General features: G+C 72.0%; 19 protein-coding genes and 1 pseudogene. 11 read left to right on the top strand and 9 right to left on the bottom strand.

Translation table 11 applies throughout. The annotated features are described in order from the left end of the window. Position 1 precedes the first annotated feature (1 nt). From uraD to ACFPM7_RS17085, 6 genes are read left to right on the top strand one after another with little or no spacing between them, the layout of a single operon-like run. Positions 2-505, top strand: a complete 504-nt coding sequence (gene uraD / locus ACFPM7_RS17110) for a 2-oxo-4-hydroxy-4-carboxy-5-ureidoimidazoline decarboxylase (protein ID WP_378248621.1) — start codon at positions 2-4, stop codon at positions 503-505. A gap of 4 nt (positions 506-509) precedes the next feature. Then, positions 510-821 carry a hydroxyisourate hydrolase gene (gene uraH, locus ACFPM7_RS17105; RefSeq protein WP_378248620.1) on the top strand — a complete coding sequence of 104 codons (312 nt, stop codon included), beginning with the start codon at positions 510-512 and terminating at the stop codon, positions 819-821. Continuing rightward, a complete protein-coding gene (gene pucL / locus ACFPM7_RS17100; protein ID WP_378248619.1) occupies positions 821-1,663 on the top strand; it encodes a factor-independent urate hydroxylase in 843 nt (280 codons plus the stop codon). Before uraH ends, pucL begins: the two co-directional genes overlap by 1 nt. 2 nt (positions 1,664-1,665) lie before the next feature. Continuing rightward, positions 1,666-2,529, top strand: a complete 864-nt coding sequence (locus ACFPM7_RS17095; RefSeq protein ID WP_378248618.1) for an FAD binding domain-containing protein — start codon at positions 1,666-1,668, stop codon at positions 2,527-2,529. Further along, the gene (locus tag ACFPM7_RS17090; RefSeq protein ID WP_378248617.1) at positions 2,520-2,987 is read left to right on the top strand and encodes a (2Fe-2S)-binding protein; all 468 of its coding nucleotides are present in this window, start codon (positions 2,520-2,522) and stop codon (positions 2,985-2,987) included. Before ACFPM7_RS17095 ends, ACFPM7_RS17090 begins: the two co-directional genes overlap by 10 nt. A gap of 3 nt (positions 2,988-2,990) precedes the next feature. Further along, positions 2,991-4,349 (top strand): 8-oxoguanine deaminase, encoded by a 1,359-nt coding sequence (locus tag ACFPM7_RS17085; RefSeq protein ID WP_378248616.1) that lies wholly within the window; start codon positions 2,991-2,993, stop codon positions 4,347-4,349. Positions 4,350-4,357: 8 nt separating this feature from the next. Here the strand turns inward: ACFPM7_RS17085 and ACFPM7_RS17080 are convergent, their stop codons facing one another. Further along, positions 4,358-5,200, bottom strand: coding sequence for a DMT family transporter (locus ACFPM7_RS17080; protein ID WP_378248615.1), 843 nt, complete (start codon positions 5,198-5,200; stop codon positions 4,358-4,360). 116 nt (positions 5,201-5,316) lie between these two features. On the opposite strand from ACFPM7_RS17080, the gene pucD reads away from it, so the two are divergent. From pucD to ACFPM7_RS17065, 3 genes are all read left to right on the top strand, one after another. Beyond that, on the top strand, positions 5,317-7,641 hold the full coding sequence (gene pucD, locus ACFPM7_RS17075; RefSeq protein ID WP_378248614.1) for a xanthine dehydrogenase subunit D: 2,325 nt from the start codon (positions 5,317-5,319) through the stop codon (positions 7,639-7,641). Positions 7,642-7,727: 86 nt separating this feature from the next. Beyond that, positions 7,728-8,534: an SAM-dependent methyltransferase gene (locus ACFPM7_RS17070; protein WP_378248613.1), complete on the top strand. Its 807-nt coding sequence runs from the start codon at positions 7,728-7,730 to the stop codon at positions 8,532-8,534. A 91-nt stretch (positions 8,535-8,625) separates the two neighbouring features. After that, positions 8,626-10,569, top strand: a complete 1,944-nt coding sequence (locus ACFPM7_RS17065) for a diguanylate cyclase domain-containing protein (RefSeq protein ID WP_378248612.1) — start codon at positions 8,626-8,628, stop codon at positions 10,567-10,569. A 128-nt stretch (positions 10,570-10,697) separates the two neighbouring features. On the opposite strand, the gene ACFPM7_RS17060 is transcribed toward ACFPM7_RS17065, so the two are convergent. The 3 genes from ACFPM7_RS17060 to ACFPM7_RS17050 form a co-directional block, all read right to left on the bottom strand. Beyond that, positions 10,698-10,961 (bottom strand): hypothetical protein, encoded by a 264-nt coding sequence (locus ACFPM7_RS17060; RefSeq protein WP_378248611.1) that lies wholly within the window; start codon positions 10,959-10,961, stop codon positions 10,698-10,700. Positions 10,962-11,071: 110 nt separating this feature from the next. Continuing rightward, positions 11,072-12,097 carry a LacI family DNA-binding transcriptional regulator gene (locus ACFPM7_RS17055; protein WP_378248610.1) on the bottom strand — a complete coding sequence of 342 codons (1,026 nt, stop codon included), beginning with the start codon at positions 12,095-12,097 and terminating at the stop codon, positions 11,072-11,074. 90 nt (positions 12,098-12,187) lie between these two features. Continuing rightward, positions 12,188-12,703 (bottom strand): ATP-binding protein, encoded by a 516-nt coding sequence (locus tag ACFPM7_RS17050; RefSeq protein WP_378248609.1) that lies wholly within the window; start codon positions 12,701-12,703, stop codon positions 12,188-12,190. A gap of 199 nt (positions 12,704-12,902) precedes the next feature. Between ACFPM7_RS17050 and ACFPM7_RS30390 the strand changes: the two are divergent. Both ACFPM7_RS30390 and ACFPM7_RS17040 read left to right on the top strand, forming a co-directional pair. Further along, positions 12,903-13,664, top strand: a pseudogene (locus ACFPM7_RS30390) (class III lanthionine synthetase LanKC N-terminal domain-containing protein); the annotation flags it as partial. 106 nt (positions 13,665-13,770) lie between these two features. Next, complete coding sequence (locus tag ACFPM7_RS17040) at positions 13,771-14,316, top strand: hypothetical protein (protein WP_378248607.1); 546 nt, start codon at positions 13,771-13,773, stop codon at positions 14,314-14,316. Here ACFPM7_RS17040 and ACFPM7_RS17035 read toward each other — a convergent pair. Genes ACFPM7_RS17035 through ACFPM7_RS17015 form a run of 5 tightly spaced genes read right to left on the bottom strand, consistent with a single transcriptional unit; the run spans position 14,263 to position 19,848 of the window. Then, positions 14,263-15,282, bottom strand: coding sequence for a LacI family DNA-binding transcriptional regulator (locus ACFPM7_RS17035; protein WP_378248606.1), 1,020 nt, complete (start codon positions 15,280-15,282; stop codon positions 14,263-14,265). The two genes, ACFPM7_RS17040 and ACFPM7_RS17035, sit on opposite strands and share 54 nt — an antisense overlap. Next, a complete protein-coding gene (locus tag ACFPM7_RS17030) occupies positions 15,279-16,682 on the bottom strand; it encodes a GH1 family beta-glucosidase (RefSeq protein WP_378248605.1) in 1,404 nt (467 codons plus the stop codon). Before ACFPM7_RS17030 ends, ACFPM7_RS17035 begins: the two co-directional genes overlap by 4 nt. Further along, positions 16,679-17,584, bottom strand: coding sequence for a carbohydrate ABC transporter permease (locus ACFPM7_RS17025; protein ID WP_378248604.1), 906 nt, complete (start codon positions 17,582-17,584; stop codon positions 16,679-16,681). Before ACFPM7_RS17025 ends, ACFPM7_RS17030 begins: the two co-directional genes overlap by 4 nt. After that, positions 17,581-18,564, bottom strand: coding sequence for a carbohydrate ABC transporter permease (locus ACFPM7_RS17020; RefSeq protein ID WP_378248603.1), 984 nt, complete (start codon positions 18,562-18,564; stop codon positions 17,581-17,583). Before ACFPM7_RS17020 ends, ACFPM7_RS17025 begins: the two co-directional genes overlap by 4 nt. Before the next feature lie 3 nt (positions 18,565-18,567). Then, a complete protein-coding gene (locus tag ACFPM7_RS17015) occupies positions 18,568-19,848 on the bottom strand; it encodes an ABC transporter substrate-binding protein (RefSeq protein ID WP_465251840.1) in 1,281 nt (426 codons plus the stop codon). Positions 19,849-20,020: the final 172 nt, after the last annotated feature.

Raw genomic sequence — 20,020 nt, 5'->3', positions numbered from 1 at the left:
GATGTCCGGGTTCATGGCGCGGTTCAACGCCGCGGACGGGGTGGAGGCCTCAGCCGCCCTGCTGGCGTGCTGCGCCTCGCAGAAGTGGGCGTCGGCGCTCGTCGCGGGCAGGCCCTACACCGATGACGACGCCCTGCGCGCGCGCTCGGCGGCCGTCTTCGACAGTCTGGCCTGGCCAGACCTGGTCGAGGCGATGTCGGCGCACCCGAGGATCGGCGAGCGCGCCGAGGGGACGGGCACCGAGGCGGGCTGGTCGCGCCAGGAGCAGTCCGCCGCCGCCACCGGTGACGAGGCCCTGCGCGAGCGGCTGCGCGCGGGCAACGCCGAGTACGAGCGCCGCTTCGGCCACGTGTTCCTGATCTGCGCCACCGGCCTGTCCACCGAGCAGGTCCTCGACGCCCTGCGGGCGCGCATGGGCAACGACATCGACGACGAGCGCGAGGTCGTCCGCGAGGAGCTGGGCAAGATCGCGGACTTGCGCCTGGCGAAAGCGGCGACAGGATGATCGGGTGAGTCTCTCCACGCACGTCCTCGACACCGCGCGCGGCGCTCCTGCGGTCGGGGTGCCGGTCCGCCACGAGCGCCGCGCCGGCGCCGACTGGGTGCCGGTCGCGGCGGGCGCGACCGACGCCGACGGCCGCGTCGCGGGCTGGACCGCCGAGCCCGGCATCCACCGGCTGGTCTTCGACATCGCCGCCTACCTGGGCGAGGACGCCTTCTACCCGGCGGCGACCATCGAGTTCCGCGTCGCCGACGACCGCCACCACCACGTGCCGCTGCTGCTGAGCCCGTTCGGCTACACGACCTACCGGGGGAGCTGATGGAACTCGGGGACAACCAGTACGGCAAGGCCGAGGTGCGGCTGGTGCGCGTCGACCGGGACGGCCCGCAGCACCGGCTGACCGACCTGACGGTGACCACCACCCTCGCAGGCGACCTCGCCGCCACGCACCTGACCGGCGACAACGCGGGCGTGCTGCCGACGGACACGCAGAAGAACGTCGTCTACGCCTTCGCCCGCGACGGGGTCGGCCAGATCGAGGACTTCGCGCTGCGGCTGGCCCGGCACTTCGTGGACACCACGCCCACCATCGACCGGGCCAGGGTGCACATCGATGAGCACAGCTGGGACCGTGTCGGCGGGCACTCCTTCGCCAAGGGGGCGGGCACCCGCTCGACCACGGTCTCCGCGTCGGCCGACGGGGAGTGGGTCGTCTCCGGGGTCGGCGACCTCGTGCTGCTCAACACCACCGGCTCGGAGTTCCACGGTTTCCACCGCGACGAGTACACGACGCTGCAGGAGACCTCCGACCGCATCCTCGCCACCGCCGTCAGCGCGCGGTGGCGCCACGCCGAGCCCACCGACTGGGGCACCTCGGCCACGGCGGCGCGGGCCGCGCTCATCGGCGCGTTCGCCGCCACCCACAGCCTTTCGCTGCAGCAGACCCTGTACGCGATGGGCCAGAAGGTGCTGGAGGCCTCGTCGTCGATCGCCGAGGTGCGGCTGTCGCTGCCGAACCGGCACCACTTCCTGGTCGACCTGCAACCCTTCGGCCTGGACAACCCCGGCGAGGTGTTCTTCGCCGCCGACCGCCCGTACGGCCTGATCGAGGGCGCCGTGCGCAGGCCCGGCGCGCCCGAGCCCGGATTGGCGTGGTGGTGAGCGTGGACTTCCTCAGGCCGACCTCCCTCGCCGAAGCGCTGGCCGCCAAGGCCGAGCGGCCCGACGCGGTGCCCATCGCGGGCGGCACCGACGTCATGGTGGAGCTGAACTTCGACAAGCGCAGGCCCGCCGCGCTGCTGGACCTGTCCGCGGTGCCCGAACTGTCCACATGGGACGATGAGGCGGGCGGGACGCGGATCGGCGCGGCGCTGCCGTACGCGCGCATCATCACCGAGCTGGCCGAGCGCGCGCCCGGCCTGGCCGCGGCCGCCCGCACGGTCGGGTCGCCGCAGATCCGCAATCGCGGCTCCGTCGGCGGGAACCTCGGCTCGGCCTCGCCCGCGGGCGACGCGCACCCGCCGCTGCTGGCCGACGGCTCCACCGTGCGCATCGCCTCGGTCTCCGGCGAGCGCGAGGTGGCGGCGCGGGAGTTCTTCACCGGCCCCAAGAAGTCCGTGCTCGCGCCGGACGAGCTGGTGGTGTCGGTGGGCGTGCCCCGGCCGCGAGGGCCCCAGCAGTTCGCCAAGGTCGGCACCCGCAACGCGATGGTCATCGCGGTGTGCTCCTTCGGCCTGGCACTCGACGTCTCCGCGCGCACGGTCGGGACCGGCATCGGCTCGGCCGGGCCGACCCCGCTGCGCGCGGTCGAGGCCGAGGAGTTCGCGGCGTCGCTGGACTGGGACGCCGACCTGCCGGAGGCCGCCGCGCGGCGCTTCGGCGAGCTGGTGGCCGCCGCCGCGCGGCCGATCGATGACGTCCGGGGCAGCGCCGCCTACCGGCGCCACGCCCTGGGCGTGCTGGGCAAGCGGACCCTGGGCTGGGCGTGGGCCGAGCACCGGGGCGGGAGGTGGCCGGGATGCGCGTGAGGGTCGAGGTCAACGGCGAGGAGCGGATCGCCGACGATGTCTGGGAGGGCGAGAGCCTGCTCTACGTGCTGCGCGAGCGGTTGGGCCTGCCCGGCAGCAAGAACGCTTGCGAGCAGGGCGAATGCGGCTCGTGCACGGTGTACCTGGACGACGTCGCCGTGTGCGCCTGCCTGGTCGCCGCTGGCCAGGTGCAGGACCGGGTGGTGCGCACCGTCGAGGGGCTCGGGAGCGGGGACGAGCTCGACGGCGTGCAGCAGGCGTTCCTGGAGACCGGGGCGGTGCAGTGCGGCTTCTGCACGCCCGGCCTGATCGTCGCCGCGCACGACCTGCTGCGCCGCGACCCCGACCCGGCCGACGCCGACATCCGCGAGGCGCTGGCGGGCAACCTGTGCCGCTGCACCGGGTACGAGAAGATCATGGAAGCGGTCCGGCTGGCCGCCTCCCGTGCGAGGGGCTGAGCCGTGCGGCTGATCATCGACGGCGCCGCGGTGGCCACGGTGGACGCGGCAGGCACCGAGCACGCCACCGGGCACGTCGTGGTGGAGGACGGGCTGATCGCCCAGGTCGGCCCCGGGCAGGCCCCGGACCTGCCCGCCGACCGGCGCATCGACGCGCGCGGACGCCTGCTCACCCCCGGCCTGGTCAACACCCACCACCACCTCTACCAGTGGGCCACGCGCGGCCTGGCGCAGCAGGCCGACCTGTTCACCTGGCTGGTCACCCTCTACCCGGTGTGGGCCGGGCTGGACGAGGAGATCACCCAGGCCGCCGCGACCGCGGGCCTGGCCAGGCTCGCCCGCACCGGCTGCACGACCGCGGCCGACCACCACTACATCTTCCCCGAGGGCCCCGACCTGCTCGGCGCCGTCGTGCGGGCGGCCGGGGACGTCGGACTGCGCCTGCACGCCGTGCGCGGGTCGATGGACCGCGGCATCTCCCACGGCGGCCTGCCGCCGGACTCGCTGGTGGAGACCACCGACGGCGCGATCGCGGGCACCCAGGCGGCCATCGAGCGCTACCACGACCCGGCCCCGGAGGCCGACGTCCGGGTGGCCGTCGGGCCGTGCTCGCCGTTCTCGGTCAGCGCCGAGCTGATGACCGGCTGCGCCGAGCTGGCCCGCGCGAGCGGCGTGCGCCTGCACACCCACCTGGCCGAGACCCTGGACGAAGAGCGCCAGTGCCTCGAGGAGTACGGCTGCACGCCCGTGCAGTACGCCGAGCGCACCGGCTGGACCGGCCCGGACGTGTGGCTCGCGCACGGCATCCACCTGGCCGACGACGCGGTGCGGACGCTGGGCCGCACCCGGACCGGGGTCGCGCACTGCCCGACGTCCAACGCCCGTCTCGGCGCGGGCACCGCCAGGGTCGCCGACCTCATCGCGGCCGGGGCCCCGGTCGGCCTCGGCGCCGACGGCGCGGCGTCCAACGAGGACGGCGGTCTCGGCGTCGAGATGCGCCAGGCCGCCTACCTGGCCCGGCTGCGCGGCGGAGCGGGCTCCCTGGACGTCCGCCAGGCGCTGCGGCTGGCCACCATGGGCGGGGCGCAGTGCCTGGGCAGGGCGGGCGAGATCGGCTCGATCGAGCCGGGCAAGCTGGCCGACCTGGCGCTGTGGGACCTCACCGGCATCGAGCACGCGGGCATCGCCGACCCGGTCGCCGCGCTGGTGCTGGGGGCGCTGCCGCCGCTGAGCGCGCTGTTCGTCGGCGGGCACCCGGTGGTCGAGGACGACCGGCTGTGCAAGGCGGCCGAGGACGACATCGCCACCGCGCTGGCGGGCGCGAGCACGCGCCTGGCCCGCAAAGCGGGATTGATCGGGTAGCGGCCGTGTCAGGCGCGCTGCAGGACCGGCTCGGCCTCGCGGGCCTTGGCCAGCGAGGTGACGCCGTAGGCGGCGAGCGCGCCGCAGACGACGGCCAGCACGATCTCGGTGGGCGTGGTGGCCACGGACTCGCCGAGGAAGACCACGCCGATGCCGGTGGCGCTGGCCGGGTTGACCAGGTTGGTCACCGCCAGCGGGGCGGCCAGGCCGTCGCGGTAGGAGCGCTGGGTGAACACGGTGCCGCCGACCGCGAAGGCGCCGATGGCCAGGATCGCGACCAGCATGAACGGGGTGACCAGCACGCTCAGCCCGGTGGTCTGCAGGCCGACGACGAACGTCTGGCACAGCGCCGAGCAGATCGCGTAGGCGATGCCGCCCGCCGCGGCCTCCCACAGCGCCGAGGAGCCCGCCATGGCGCCCTTCGCCGCGAGCAGGCCGACCAGCACGACGCCGCCCAGCAGCAGGCCGGTCAGCTCGCCGGTGCTGAGGGTGTCGGGGGTGCCGCCGGTGGTGATGAGCATCGCCAGGCCCGTCAGACCGGCCACGGTGGACACCAGGCCGATCGTCTCCAGGCGGGTCATCCTCCGCCGCGCCCTGGTCGCGCTGAACACCATGGCGATGACCAGGGTGAGCACGCCCAGCGGCTGGATCAGCGACAGCGGACCGAAGCCCAGCGAGACGACGTGCAGGCCCGCGCCCGCGACGTTGAGCAGCTGGGCCACCCACCACAGCGGAACACGCGTGCACTCGCGAATGGTCAGGTGGGCGTACCCAGCCTGAATCAGCGCGGCGGTCGCGTAGACGATCGCGACCGCGACGCACAGTGCGATCGCGATGATGAGGTCAGTCATGGCCCCCGGTCCGGTTCACTCGAATGCAGGTTAGCCGGTCTCCTCCGATCACGACGCGTGTACGGCGAGACCGGTGGGCCACGCCACGTCCAGCAGAGCAGTCGGAGGTCTGTCCGATGACCAGCACCGCCAGCACCGCCAGCACCGCCAGCACCGCCAGCACCCAGACCGCCTCCTCCGTTGATTCTGGGGTGGGAACCAGTCCTGTGCGCCCTGACGGGGTGTTGAAGGTGCGCGGGGAGTTCGCCTACTCCTCCGACCTGTGGGCCGACGGCATGCTCTGGGGGGCCACGGTCCGCAGTCCGCATCCGCACGCCCGCATTGTCCGGATGGACCTGACCGAGGCCGTGAAGATCGCCGGTGTCGTCCTCACCCACGAGGACGTGCCCGGCGGCAACCGCTACGGCCTCGAACACGCCGACCAGCCCGTGCTCTCCGATGGTCTCATCCGCTACCAGGGCGAGCCCATCGCCATCGTGGCCGCCGACCACCCGGAGACCGCGCGCCGGGCCGCCGCGGCCGTGCGCGTGGAGTACGAGGTCCTCGACCCGATCACCGACCCCGAGGCCGCCTTCACCGCGACCGCCCTGCACGCCGAGCACGGGTCCAACCTGCTGCGGCACGTCCCGATCCGCCACGGCGCCTACGCCGACGGCGTCGAGCCGACCGCGCCGGTGGTGGTCGTCGGGGAGTACACCGTCGGCATGCAGGACCAGGCGTTCCTCGGACCCGAGTCCGGTCTGGCCGTGCCCGCTGAGGACGGCGGCGTCGACCTCTTCGTCGCCACCCAGTGGCTGCACGTCGACCGGACCCAGGTCGCCGCCGCGCTCGGGCTGCCCGAGGAGAAGGTGCGCATCACCCTCGGCGGGGTCGGCGGCGCGTTCGGCGCGCGCGAGGACCTGTCGATGCAGGTCCACGCCAGCATGCTCGCGCTGCGCACCGGCAAGCCGGTGAAGATGGTCTACGGCCGCGAGGAGTCCTTCTTCGGCCACGTGCACCGCCATCCCGCCCGCATGCGCTACGAGCACGGCGCGACCGAGGACGGCAGGCTGGTCTACGTCAAGGCCCGCATCCTGCTCGACGGCGGCGCCTACGCCTCGTCCACCGGCGCGGTGGTGGCCAACGCCGCCACGCTCGGCGTCGGCCCCTACGAGGTGCCGAACGCGCACATCGACGCCTACGGCATGTACACCAACAACCCGCCGTGCGGCGCGATGCGCGGTTTCGGCGCGGTGCAGGCGTGCTTCGCCTACGAGTCGCAGATGGACCGCCTCGCCGAGCGCATCGGCGTCGACCCGGTGGAGATCCGGGTGCGCAACGCCGTCTCCGAGGGCTCGGTGATGCCGACGGGCCAGGTCATCGACTCCGCGGCCCCGGTGGCCGAGCTGCTGGGCCGGGTGCGCGGCAAGCCGATGCCCGCACCCGCCGCCGACGACCCGAGGGAGCGGCCGGGCGGTGTCGCGGGCACCACGCGCGGTGAGGGCGTGGTGCGCGGCGTGGGCTACGGGGTCGGCATCAAGAACGTCGCCTTCTCCGAGGGCTTCGACGACTACTCGACGGCGCGCGTGCGGCTGGAGATGGTCGGCGGGGAGCCGGTGGCCAGCGTGCACACCGCCGCCGCCGAGGTCGGCCAGGGGCTGGTGACCCTGCAGGCCCAGATCGTGCGCACCGAGCTGGGGGTGCGGCAGGTGACCGTGGTGCCCGCCGACACCTCCGTGGGCAGCGCGGGGTCGAGTTCGGCGTCGCGGCAGAGCTACGTCACCGGGGGCGCGGTCAAGGCCGCGTGCGAGCGGGTGCGCGCCGACGTGCTGGGCAGGGTGGCGGGAGCGGCGGCGCTGCACGGCGGCAAGCTGACCACTGTGGACGGCGAGCCGGTCGCGGACCTGGCCGACGTGCTCACCGGGCCCGTCGAGCACACCGTGGAGTGGCGGCACCGGCCGACCCACCCGCTGGACCCGGTCACCGGGCAGGGCGTCGCGCACGTGCAGTACGCCTTCGCCGCGCACCGGGCCGTCGTCGACGTCGACACCGAACTGGGCCTGGTGCGGGTGGTGGAGCTGGCGTGCGCGCAGGACGTCGGCAAGGCGATGAACCCGCAGGCCGTCGTCGGGCAGATCCAGGGCGGCACCGCCCAGGGGCTGGGGCTGGCGGTGATGGAGGAGATCCAGGTGGTGGACGGGAAGGTGCGCAACCCGTCGTTCACCGACTACCTGATCCCGACGATCCTGGACATGCCGCCGATGACCGTCGACGTCCTCGAACTCGCCGACCCGCACGCGCCCTACGGGCTGCGCGGCGTCGGCGAGCCGCCGACCATCTCGGCCACGCCCGCCGTCGTCGCCGCGATCCGGGCGGCGACCGGCCGCGCCCTCACCCACGCCCCGGTGCACCCCGACCACATCGCCGGGCTGACGGCGACCTCCGGCGGCGACACTGAGTAGAAGACGACTGCGGAAAGGATGACCCGAATGGATGACAGGCGGTCTCAGTAGGCTTTATGGATCATCCCCGGCGATTGAGGTGTGTGGTGGGCGAGACCGCGAGCTGGGTCCCCGAGGGCGTCAACACCGAACTTCCCAGCGCCGCGCGGGTGTACGACTACCTGCTCGGCGGCGGGCACAACTTCCCCGGTGACCGGGCGCTGGCCGACAAGCTGGTCAAGGTCGTGCCCGCGCGGGACATGGCCAGGCTCAACCGCGCCTTCCTGCGCAGGGCCGTGCTGTACCTGGTCGAACAGGGCATCGACCAGTTCCTCGACCTCGGCTCCGGCATCCCGACCGTCGGCAACGTCCACGAGATCGCCCAGGACGCCAACCCGGACGCGCGCGTCCTGTACGTCGACTACGAGCCCGTCGCCATCGCGCACAGCGAACTGCTGCTGGAGTCCAACCCGCGCGCCTCGGCCCTGCAGGCCGACATGCGCGACCCGGAGAGGATCGTCGCCTCGCCGCGCACCAGGGAGCTGATCGACTTCGACCGGCCGCTGGGCCTGCTGATGGTCGGCGTCGTCCAGTTCATCCCCGACGACGACGACCCGTGGGCGCTCGTGGCCCGCTACCGCGAGCTGCTCGCCCCTGGCAGCCACTTGGCGCTCTCGGCGTTCACCTGGGATAACGCGCCCGCGGGCATGGCGGGCGCCGTCGAGGTGTTCCGCAACAGCCAGGACCCCATCTTCCCGCGCACGCGCGGGGAGATCCTGCGCATGCTCACCGGATTCGACCTCGTGGAGCCCGGCCTGGTGTACACCCCGCAGTGGCGACCCGAGCGCGAGGAGGACGCCGCCGACGCGGCCCGGTCCAACCTCTACGCGGGTGTGGCGGTCGCCTCGGGATGAGCGCCGGGGGTGGCGCCGGGTACCCGATCGGGTGCAGAGTGATACCCCTCCCGGATGGTCTGCCGACGAGGACGCCCGATGGACGGTCGACGTGGATCGAGCTGAGCTGCCCGCCAGATGGGCAGCCGCCGTCTCCCGCATCACCTACGTCCCGCTCGACCGCGCCGCGGTGGAGCGGGAGTTCGCGGCGCTCGTCGCCCGGCTGGCCGCCCAGCCCGCCGAGGTCGGCCGCGGCATCGTCACCCTGGGCTTCCGCCACCCCGACTGCCTCGGCACCACCATCGGCCTGCTGGCCGAGCTGCCCGGAGTGGACGGACACGTCCTCGGCGAGCTGGCCGCCGGGTTCGCCGAGGCCGCCCGCACACAGCTGTTCTCCGAGCAGGAGAACCTGCACGCCGCCCTGCACCGGGCCAAGGACAACGCCGTGCGCAGCCTGGCGGCCAGCGAGGCGCGCTTCACCGAGCTGTTCGACACCTCCGCCCTCGGCATGCTCGTCACCGACCCCGGCGGCGGCGTGGCGCGGGCCAACGAGGCGATCGAGGAGATCCTCGGCCACCCGCGCGGCACCCTGTTCCGCAAGCGCTTCGAGGACCTGTTGCACCCCGAGGACCGCACCTACCTGCGCGGCCGCTACGCCGAACTGGCCACCAGCGGCGGCGAGCTGCGCGAGCGCACCCGCATGCTGCGCGCCGACGGCGACGTCGTGTGGACCCGCATCGCCGTGTCGCTGCTGCGCGACGCCGACGGCCTGCCCGACCACCACGTCACGATGGTCGAGGACATCTCCGACCTGCACCTGCTCGAACACCGCATCACCTACCAGGGCACCCACGACATGCTCACCGGCCTGCCGAACCGCTCGGCGTTCACCAGCAGGCTGGAGGAGGCGATCGGCGCGGGCGCCGACTTCGCCGTCGTGCACCTCGCCCTGGAGGACTTCGCCGTGGTCAACGACGGCCTCGGCAGGCACGCGGGCGACCGGCTGCTGACCTCCGTCGCCTCCCGGGTGGTCGAGCTGGTGGAGGACACCGACGCCGTCGTCGCCCGCCTCGGCGACCACGAGTTCGCCATTCTGCTGCGCCCGGCGGACGCAGGCCCGCGCATCGCCGCGCAGGTGAACGACGCACTGGCGGAACCGACCTATGTGGACGGCACGGGAATCGCGGTGTCGGCCTCGGTCGCGGTCGCCGTGCGCCCGGCGGCGGGCACACCGCCCGTGGAGCTGCTGCGGGCCACCGACATCACCATCCGGGAGCTGCGGGCCAGGGGCCGACGCCAGTGGGGCCTGGTCGACGCGGCCGAAGTCGCCCGCCGCTCCTCGCGCTGGAGCCTCGCCGCCGCCTTGCCGGGCGCGTGGGAGAACGGCGAACTGGACGTGGACTTGGAGCCGGTGTGCGGTTTGGCCGATGGTGTCCGGACCTCCGAGCGCGCGGTGCTGCGCTGGAACAGCCCGACGCGGGGCCTGATCCCGGCTGGGATGTGCGCGGACCTGCTCGCCGAGACCGGGATGGGGGTGAGCGTCGGACGGTGGATGCTGTCGCGGGCCGCCGAGCGGGTGGGGTCGAAGGGGCGGTTGTACGTCGAGCTGACCGCCGACCTGGCCGCGGATGCCGATCTGGTCGCTGTGGTGCGGGCCGTCTGCGCGTCGAGCGGGGTGGAGCTGTCGCGGCTTGACCTCGGGATGCCGGTGGGGGCGGCGGCGGTTCCGGATGGGCCTGTGGCGGACAACGTGGTGGTGTTGGCGGATCTGGGGGTGCGGGTGGTGTTGACGGAGTTCGGGCGGGGGGCGGGGGAACTGGGGTGTGTGGCTGATCTGCCGGTGCACGCGGTGCGGGTGGATGACGGGGTCGCTCGGCGGGTGGCTGAGGAGGTCGGTGGGGGTGGGATGGTGGTGGAGGCTGTTCGGGTGGTTGTTCCGTTGGTTCGGGGGAGGGGGGTTTCGGTGATCGTTCCGGGGGTGGGGGATTGGGTGGTGGCGGGGTGGTGGGGGTCGGCGGGGGCGGATCTGGGGATGGGGGAGCTGTTCGGCGAGTAGGGGTTCCGTGGTGACGTCGGGTGGGTGGGGTCCGAACGGCCGCCCCTCCTCGCCCACCCCATCCGCCTACCCAGCGTGAGCGCACGCAAACGGCCCGGCAGAATCCTGCCGGGCCGGTTCGGAGGTGGTCAGGCGGCGGCTGTCGCCAGGTCCAGGGCCGCCGAGCCCGCCGGGGTGAGGGTGGCGGGGACGAACTGGCCGGTGGGGCCGGGGGGAGTGGCCACCAGGCCGTCGTGGATGAGGGCGTGGGCGCTGAACTGGTCGCAGCAAGGGACGCCGTCGATGTAGAGGTGGGGTTCGCGGCCACAGCGGAGGGTGCCTCGGCCCGCGGCGATGGCGCGCAGCATCGCGCGGGTTCGGGCGGTCAGTTCGTGCGGTTCGGCGGTGTCCATGGGTGCCCCCGGGGTGGTGGAGAACTTTGCGGTCTCAGGATGGATGGGTGGAGCTGTCACTTGGTTCCATCGGAATGAGACCCAGCCCACGTTACCGGGGGTGACGAATCTTAGGTTCGAATTAAGGTCGAGCCCCGTACGACCAGCTCAGTGGGCAGCAGGACCGACGGGGGCAGGTGCGACTCGCCCGCCAGCTGGGCCTGCAGGCGCCAGGTCGCGCTGCGGCCCAGCTCCTCCACCGACTGGCGGACGGTCGTCAGCGCGGGGGTGGTGGAGGTCGCCAGGATGGAGTCGTCGTGGCCGACGACGGCGACGTCGTCGGGGACGCGGCGGCCGCGGTCGGCGAGGGTCTGCAGGGCGCCGACGGCGATGATGTCGGCCGCGGCGAAGACGCCGTCGATCGTGGGGTCGCGGTCGAGCAGCTCGGCCATCGCGGCGGCGCCGCCCGCGCCGGTGAAGTCGCTGTGCACGACGAGGTCGGGGTTGCGGCCCGCCTCGCTCATGCCGCGCCGCCAGCCGACGAGGCGGTCGATGCCGACGGCCATGTCCTCCGGGCCCGCGATGGTGGCGATGCGCTTGCGGCCGAGCTCGACCAGGTGCCGGGCCGCCTGCAGGCTGCCGGACATGTTGTCGGAGTCCACGTACGGCACGACGATGTCGCCCAGCGGCCTGCCGACGACGACCACCGGCAGCCCCGCCTGCGCCAGGCGTTTGGGCAGCGTGTCGTGGCCGTGCAGGCTGACCACCACCGCGCCGTCGACGTGCCCGCCGCACAGGTAGTTGGCGACCGCCTCGTCCTGGTCGGTGCGGCCCATCATCAGCACCAGCTGCCGGTGCTGGGCCATCCCGGCCGACACCCCGCGCAGCACGCCCGCGAAGAACGGGTCGCCGAAGACGCGATCGCCCTGTTCGGACACCACCAGCGCGATGGAGTTGGTGCGCCTGGTGACCAGGCTGCGCGCGGCCTGGTTCGGCACGTACTTCAGGGTGGCGATCGCCTCGGTGACCGCTTCCTTGGCGCGTTTGCTCACCCCGGGCATGTCGTTGATGACGCGCGACACCGTGGAACGGGAGACGCCCGCGACGCGCGCCACCTCTTCCAGGGTCGGCGCGACCCGCTCGTCCGACTCGGTCATGCTCAATTCAACTCCCGATCGCCCGGACGGGTCCCTTGACGTCCGTGCCCGATCAGCTTAGGCCGACGCGCCCCGGTTGGGGTGCAGGTATCACCCCTGGTCGCCTTCGCGTCGTCCGTTCAGACCGAACAGGATGCGCTGCATGGTCTCGGCATCCGCCCCGATCGGCTCGTCCGGGGGGTTGCCGCGCACGGTTTGCGAGGACGGCCTGCGCTGGCGCCGCGGCAGCGGGACGGCCGAGGCCGACATCCCCGACGGCAGCGCGATCGCCGCCCACAACATGGTCCGACCACCGCCGATGTCCAGCACGCCCGCCCGCGCGCCCGCGGGCACGGCGGGGGCCGGGATCGGCGCGGGCGGCTCGATCTCGATGACCAGGTCGCCGCCGGAGAGGCGGGCGCGCGCGGTCATCATGCCGGGGGCGTCGGGGTCGGCGGCGGCGACGACGGCGCCGGTGAGCGCGCGGATCGTCTCGGCGGCCAGGTCGCGGAGGTCGCGCAGGGACCACTCGGTGAGCGAGAAACGCACGAACATGTCCGCGCACCCGATGGCGCTGGGCAGGGCGACCAGGTGGAGGTCGTCGACCTGCTCGGTCCGGTCGTGCATGGAAATCTCCCTCCGGCGCCGGCCCCCGCGTTCGCCAGATGGTGCCATGTCGGCCCTCGCGCGCCGCAGCCTGGTCCTGACGGTGGCGCGAGTGGACGGCGTCACCCGGAAGTGAGCGGCCCTAACTTTGAAGATTGTTCCAGGTGGCCGCGGGTATGCGCGGCGTTCGGGTGATCTCGCCGTCCAATTCCACCACGCAATGCAAGCGTTACTCCGCGGTAATCCTTTCGCGCGGCCGCACGATCGGATGGCAGGCGACCCCGGAAGGGCGGATTGGTGTGATGCGGAGTGGCATGGGGGATTGGATGTGTCCCGCTGGAAGGGGATTTGCGCCGGGATCGAGGGAATTCGGCGGCGAGGTCACCTGGGAAGGGTTACGATGGGTCTTCGGTATGCGGCGTTCTGTTTCGCCGATCCGCTGTTCTTCGACGAACAGCGGGTGGCCGCCGATTCCTCTGGTGGCTGCGAGGCGGTTGTCGCTCTTCCGGAAACCGGGTGGTGGGCGGACTGGGGACATGGCGCCTGCTCAGGCCTGATGGGTGCGGTTACTCCCGAGCAAGGCTGGAAGATCCACGTATCCGCAACGCTCGACAACGCGGAAACCATCCTCGGCATTGTCTCCGAATACTGCTTCGCCGCCAAGGTGACTTTCAAGCGCCTGCGGAGCCGGGGCATCCTTCTGGCGAACAGCGCGAAATACGCCCAGCGGTCGGGCAGTGGCAAGCTCATCTACCCGACGGATGACGCGCACTTCGCGGAACTCCTCGGCGATCTCTCGGATCGGATCGAAGGATTCTCGGGTCCGTACATCCTGAGCGATCTGCGCCATGCGGGCGGCCCGCTCTACGGGCGCTACGGCGGGTTCGCCGAGCGGTGGGCCGAGCACGAGGGGGCCAGGGTCCTGGCGCTGCGCGGACCCGGCGGCGACCTGGTCCCCGACGAGCGCGCCCCGACCTTCACGGTGCCGTCCTGGGTCGAGCTGCCCGCCTGCCTGGCGCCGCACCTGGCCGCCCGCCGCGACGACGGCCGCGAGGTCGTGCTTCCTGGCCATGCGCGAGATGGCCGGCATGGCGCTGGGTCCGTGGCTGGCCCGCGACTACCCGCTGACCCGGCACACCACCGACGAGGAGTCGCTCGCGGCGTTCACCGCGCGGGCCACCGGCATCGTCGCCGCCGTCGAGCGCCTGCCGGCGGAAGTCCGCGCCCCCGCCGACCGGTCCGGGGTGGACATCGACCGCCACGCTGTCGCCGCGCTCAAGCTCTGGGTGTTCCTGCCGCTGAACGCGATGCTGGAACTGGCCCCGGACAAGGTCGGCGGGCTCATCGATGTCATCGAGCGGCGCTTCTCCCTGCCCCACGGCTACGCCGCTTCCATCCGCGCCGAGTTCCGGCCGGGCCCGGTGCTCACCGCGGCCCTGGACGACTCGTCGCCGGCCCGGCCTGCTCGACGGCGCCGAAGGCATCGCCTACGCCCTCGACGTCCTCGGCCCGGTGCTGTCGGCGGGGGAGTTGGGGGAGGGGGACCGGCAGTTGATCGTGATTGGCCAGGGGAGAGGTCGCTACGCCGACGACCGCAGGATCAGTTCCGTTGGCAGCAGGATCGACGGTGGTAGGTGGCGTTCGCCTGCCAGTTGGGCCAGCAGGCGCCACGTCGTGGTCCGTCCCAGTTCCTCCACCGGCTGCCGCACCGTGGTCAGGGACGGTGTGGCCATCGTCGCCAGCACTGAATCGTCGAAACCGACGATCGCGATGTCCTCGGGCACGCGGATTCCCCGTGAGCGCAGGTACTGCATGGCCCCCACCGCGATGATGTCCGCGGCGGCGAAGACGGCGTCGGTTTCGGGGTGGTGGGTGAGGAGGTCGGCCATGGCTCGGGCGCCTGCTTCGATGGCGAAGTGGCTGTGAACGACGGCGTTGGTGGGCCGTTTGGCGTCGCCCAGGGCGCGGCGCCAGCCGATGAGGCGGTCGATGCCGACGGCCATGTCGTCGGGGCCTGCGATGGTGGCGATGCGGGAGCGGCCGAGGGAGAGCAGGTGGCGGGCGGCTGTCAGGCCGCCGGTGAGGTTGTCGGAGTCGACGTAGGGGACTGAGCCGCCTGCCAGGGGGCGGCCGACGAGGACCACCGGGAGGCCGGCGTCGACCAGGCGGCGGGGGAGGAGGTCGTTGCCGTGGAGGCTGACCACGATCGCGCCGTCGACGTGGCCGCTGCACAGGTAGTTCTCCAGGGTGTCGCGGTCGGACTCGCCCTGGCTCATGAGCAGGACCAGCTGCTTGGCGCTGGTGCCGAGGCCCGCCGAGACGCCCCGCAGCACGCCCGCGAAGAACGGGTCGCCGAAGACCTGGTCGCCCTTCTCCGAGACCACCACGGCGATGGAGTCCGTGCGGCGGGTGACGAGGTTGCGGGCGGCCTGGTTGGGGACGTAGCGCAGGGAGCTGATGGCGACGGCGACCGCCTCCCGGGCGCGCTTGCTCACGCCGGGGAGGTCGTTGATCACGCGGGACACCGTGGACCGGGAGACCCCGGCGGCCCTGGCCACTTCCTCCAGGGTCACCGGGGCCCGGTCGATCGCCTCGCTCACCGCTGAGCGCCCTCGATGCCGTTGGCCTTGGCCACGGCCGAGTACCAGTGCCCGCTGCGCTTCACCGTGCGGACCTGGGTCTCGTAGTCCACGTGCACGATGCCGAAGCGGTGGGTGTAGCCCTGCGCCCACTCGAAGTTGTCGAGCAGCGACCAGTAGAAGTAGCCGCGCAGGTCCACGCCCGCCGCGATCGCCGCGTGGGCGGCCACCAGGTGGCTCTCCAGGTAGTCCAGCCGCTGGGCGTCGTCCACGGCGCCGTCGACCAGCTCGTCCTCGTAGGCCGCGCCGTTCTCGGTGACGTACCAGGTCACGCCCGGGTAGTGCAGGTCGGTCTGCACCAGGCACTCGGTCAGCCCGGCCGCGCGCACCTCCCAGCCCGACGCGGTCAGCGGCAGCCCCCGCAGGCGGAAGCTGACCGTCTCGCTGCCCGGCCACCCGGCGTCGTAGCTGCCGTCGGGCTCGGCCGAGACGCACCAGTCGCGGTAGAAGTTGACCCCGACCCAGTCCACCGGCGCGCCGATGACGTCCAGGTCGCCCTCGCGGATGTGGGTCTCCATGCCGTAGCCCGCCACGTCGGCGAGGACGTCGGCCGGGTACCGACCGCGCAGCACCGGGTCCAGGAACAGCCGGTTCTGCAGCCCGTCGACGCGGCGGGCGGCGTCGCGGTCGGCCTCCGATGCCGGGTCGGCGGGGAACACCGGGTACAGGTTCACCGTCAGCCCGGACTGCGCCTGCGGAGCGAACGCGCGCAGCACCGTCATCCCGAGCCCGTGCGCGAGCATCAGGTGGTGGGTGGCGGCGAGCGCGGCGGCGCCGTCGGTGCGGCCCGGCGCGTGGATGCCGCTGCCGTAGCCGAGGAACGCCGCGCACCACGGCTCGTTCAGCGTGCTCCACATCGGGACCCGGTCGCCGAGCCTGCGCACGGCGGACTCGGCGTAGTCGGCGAAGCGCAGCGCGGTCTCCCGCGACGTCCAGCCGCCCTGGTCCTCCAGCGCCTGCGGGAGGTCCCAGTGGAACAGCGTCGCCGCCGGGGTGATGCCCGCGGCCAGCAGCTCGTCGACGAGGCGGTCGTAGAAGTCCAGCCCCGCCGGGTTCTCCGCGCCACCGTCCGGCCGCACACGCGGCCACGACAGGGAGAACCGGTACGCCCCGAGGCCCAGCTCCTTCATCAGCGCCACGTCCTGCGGCATGCGGTGGTAGTGGTCGGCGGCGGGCTCACCGGTGTGCCCGCCCACCACCTTGCCCGGCGTCGCGCTGAACACGTCCCAGATGGACGGTGATCGGCCGTCCTCCGTGGTCGCCCCCTCGATCTGGAACGCGGCGGTCGCCGCGCCCCAGACGAAACCGGGCGGGAAGCGCAGGGTCGCTGCGGCCGGGTCGGTCTGTACGGACACGGTCACCCCTTAACGGCGCCCTGCATGATGCCCGCCACGATCTGGCGGCCGAGCAGGACGAAGACGATCAGGACGGGAATGGTCGCCAGCGTGGTGCCCGCGAGCACCAGCGAGTAGTCGACGTAGTAGCCGGACTGCAGGCGCTCCAGGGCCAGCTGCACGGTCGGGTTGTCGGCGTTGAGCACCACCAGCGGCCAGAGGAAGTCGTTCCACGACGTCATGAAGGTGAACATGCCGAGGAACGCCGCCGCGGGCCGCACGGCGGGGACGCAGACGTGCCAGAACGTGCGCAGCATCGAGCAGCCGTCCACGCGGGCGGCCTCGATCAGCTCGTAGGGCACGGCTTCGATCGTGTACTGGCGCATCCAGAACACGCCGATGGCGGTCACCAGGTTGGGCACGATGACCGCGTGCAGCTGACCGGTCCAGCCGAACTCGGCCATCGCCATGTACAGCGGGATGATGCCCAGCTGCGTCGGCACGGCCAGGGTCGCCACGACGAACAGGAACAGCCCGTTGCGGCCCTTGAACCGCAGCTTGGCGAAGGCGAAGCCGGCCAGCGTGGAGAACAGCACCGTGCTGAAGGTGACGGTGCCCGCCACGATCAGGCTGTTGCCGAGGGACTTCCAGAACGGCACCGAGTCGAACACCCGCTGCGCGTTGGCGAAGAAGTTGCCGCCCGGCAGCAGCGGCGGGACCTTGTCGGTCAGCATGGACGAGTCGCGCGAGGCGACCAGGAACTGCCAGTAGAACGGGAACACCGACCCGGCGACGAAGGCCAGGAGCAGCCCGTAGGTCCAGAAGCCCGCCCGGCCTCCGTTGGAGCGCCCGTCGTTGCGCGCGGCCCGGCGCAGGGCCTTGGTCGGCAGCGCCGCGGGCGGGGTGGCCCTGGGTGAAGTCATCGTCATCGCTGCGACCCCGTCCCGGCCAGCCTGCGGGTGATCAGGAAGTTGATGATCGCGATCACGATGATGATCACGAACAGGACCCAGGCGATCGCTGAGGCGTACCCGAAGTCCTGCTGCTCGAAGGCGGATTGGTACATGTACAGGGTCACCGTCTGGAACTGGTTGGTCGCGCCGCCGTTGTTGGAGCCCGGCATCTCCGAGAACAGCTTGGGCTCGGTGAAGATCTGCAGGCCGCCGATGGTCGAGGTGACCACGACGAAGATCAGCGTCGGGCGCAGCAGCGGCAGGGTGATGCTGAAGAACCGGCGGACCGACGACGCCCCGTCGACCACCGCGGCCTCGTAGAGGTCCTTGGGGATCGCCTGCATGGCGGCGAGGATGATCAGGGCGTTGTAGCCCGTCCAGCGCCAGTTCACCATCACCGCGATGGCGACGTGGCTGGAGAAGCGGTCGGCCTGCCACTGGATGGGATCGATCCCGAAGGTCTCCAGGATGGCGTTCACCAGACCGAACTGCGGGCCGAACAGGTTGGCGAAGATGATGCCGAGCGCGACCAGGGAGGCCACGTAGGGCAGCAGGACGCTGACCCGCCACACCGTGGGCGCCCGCAGGCGGGAGTTCAGGAAGTAGGCGATCAGCACCGCGATGATGATCTGCGGGATGCTCGACAGCAGGAAGATGCTGACCGTGTTGACGAGCACTTTCCAGAACTGCGCGTCGACCAGCAGCGTGGCGTAGTTCTCCAGCCCGATGAACTCCGGGTCGTCCTCGATCAGCTCCCAGTCGAACAGCGAGACGTATCCGGTGTACAGCAGGGGGAACAGGCCGACGATGGCGAAGACGACGAAGAACGGGGCGATGTAGAGGTAGGGGGAGAGCTTGACGTCCAGGCGCGCCAGCTTCTCCCGCGCGCCGGGACGCGCCGGGAAGCCCGGCCCGCGCGGGGCGCGGGCCGGGCTCTCCTTCATGTCGGTCGACATGTGCTACTTCGCGATCTTCTTGGCGCCGTCGATGACCTGGCCCCACGCGTCGTCAGGGGAGGTGCCCTGCTCGACGGACTGCAGCGCCGGGCTGGTCACGTTCTCCTGGATACGGCCGTCACCGGGGCCCTTGTACTGGGCCTTGCCGACCTTCTGCGCCTGCTTGGCGTACAGCTCGCCCGCCTTGACGCCGAAGTAGTCGTTGGTGGGCTCCAGCAGCTCGGGGGCGGCCTGCGCCTGCTTCTGGCTGGGGAAGTTGCCGGTCTTGGCGAACGCCTTGATCTGCTGCTCGGGCGCGGTCAGCCAGGCGGCCAGCTTGGCGGCCTCCTTGGGGTTCTTGCTCTGGGTCGGGACGGCGAGGAAGGAGCCGCCCCAGTTGCCGCCGCCGCCCGGGAAGGCGTCGGTCACGGCCCACTTGCCCTTGTTCTCGTCACCGGCCTGGGCCTTGATGACGCCCAGCATCCACGACGGGCAGGTCTTGGTGGCGAAGGCGCCGGACTTGAAGCCGGAGTTCCACTCGTTGCTGAACGCGGTCAGCTTGGCGGACTGGCCGCGGCCGGTCGCCGCGGTCACCTTGTTCCAGTTGTTCCTGATGTCGGCGTTGGACTCGATGACCAGCTGGTCGCTGGTGTCGAAGAAGCCGGTCGGGAGCTGGTTGTGCATCGCGTTGAAGATCTGCGCGCTGGAGTCGTACCAGGCGGCGTCGCTCTTCTCGATGAACTTGTCGCCCGCGGCGAAGTAGGCGTCCCAGGTCTCGAACAGCGGCTTGACGCCCTCGGGGTCGCTGGGCAGGCCCGCGGCCTCGAACATGTCCTTGCGGTAGCACATCGCCAGCGGGCCGACGTCGGTGCCGTAGCCGATGAGCTTGCCGTCCTTGGTGGCCTGGCCGGACTTCCAGTCCAGCCAGCGGTCGGCCTTGACGTCGGCGGGGCCGATCTCCAGGAGGTTGTTGAACAGGCTGGCCTTGGACAGCACGTCGCTGAGGTGGCCCTCCTCGATCGCGACGACGTCCTCCAGGCCGGAACCGGCGCCCAGCTTGGTGAACAGCTGCTGGTGGTACGGGCCGCCCTGGCCGGTCTTGTTGTGCTTGATCTTGACGTTCGGGTTGAGGCTCTCGTACTCCTTGATCAGGTCCTCGTAGCCGAACTCGGTGAACGTGCCGAGGGTCAGCTCGACGGGGCCGTCGGAGGGGGTTTCTCCGCCCGGCTCGTCGCTGGAGCCGCAAGCGGCAATGCCGCCTGAGAGCGTTACCGCGGCACCGAGGGCCAGTGCCCTCCGGAACAGTTGACGCACAGCTACCCCTATGGGTTGACGCCGGTGGCCGTCGCGGGTCACCAGTGCTTGGACTTCCTGGGAGCGCTCCCAGCTGGGTGGGAGCAGTGTGCCGGGGGCCACAGACGGCAGTCAAGGTTGTTGAACGTAACGTTTCGGGCTCGGACAGCAGGGCTGATGGTCC

It is taken from the genome of Actinokineospora guangxiensis (assembly GCF_042657845.1).
Lineage (GTDB): Bacteria > Actinomycetota > Actinomycetes > Mycobacteriales > Pseudonocardiaceae > Actinokineospora > Actinokineospora guangxiensis.
Note: the sequence above shows the minus strand (reverse complement) of the source record. Positions and strands in the feature narration are given on the sequence as shown.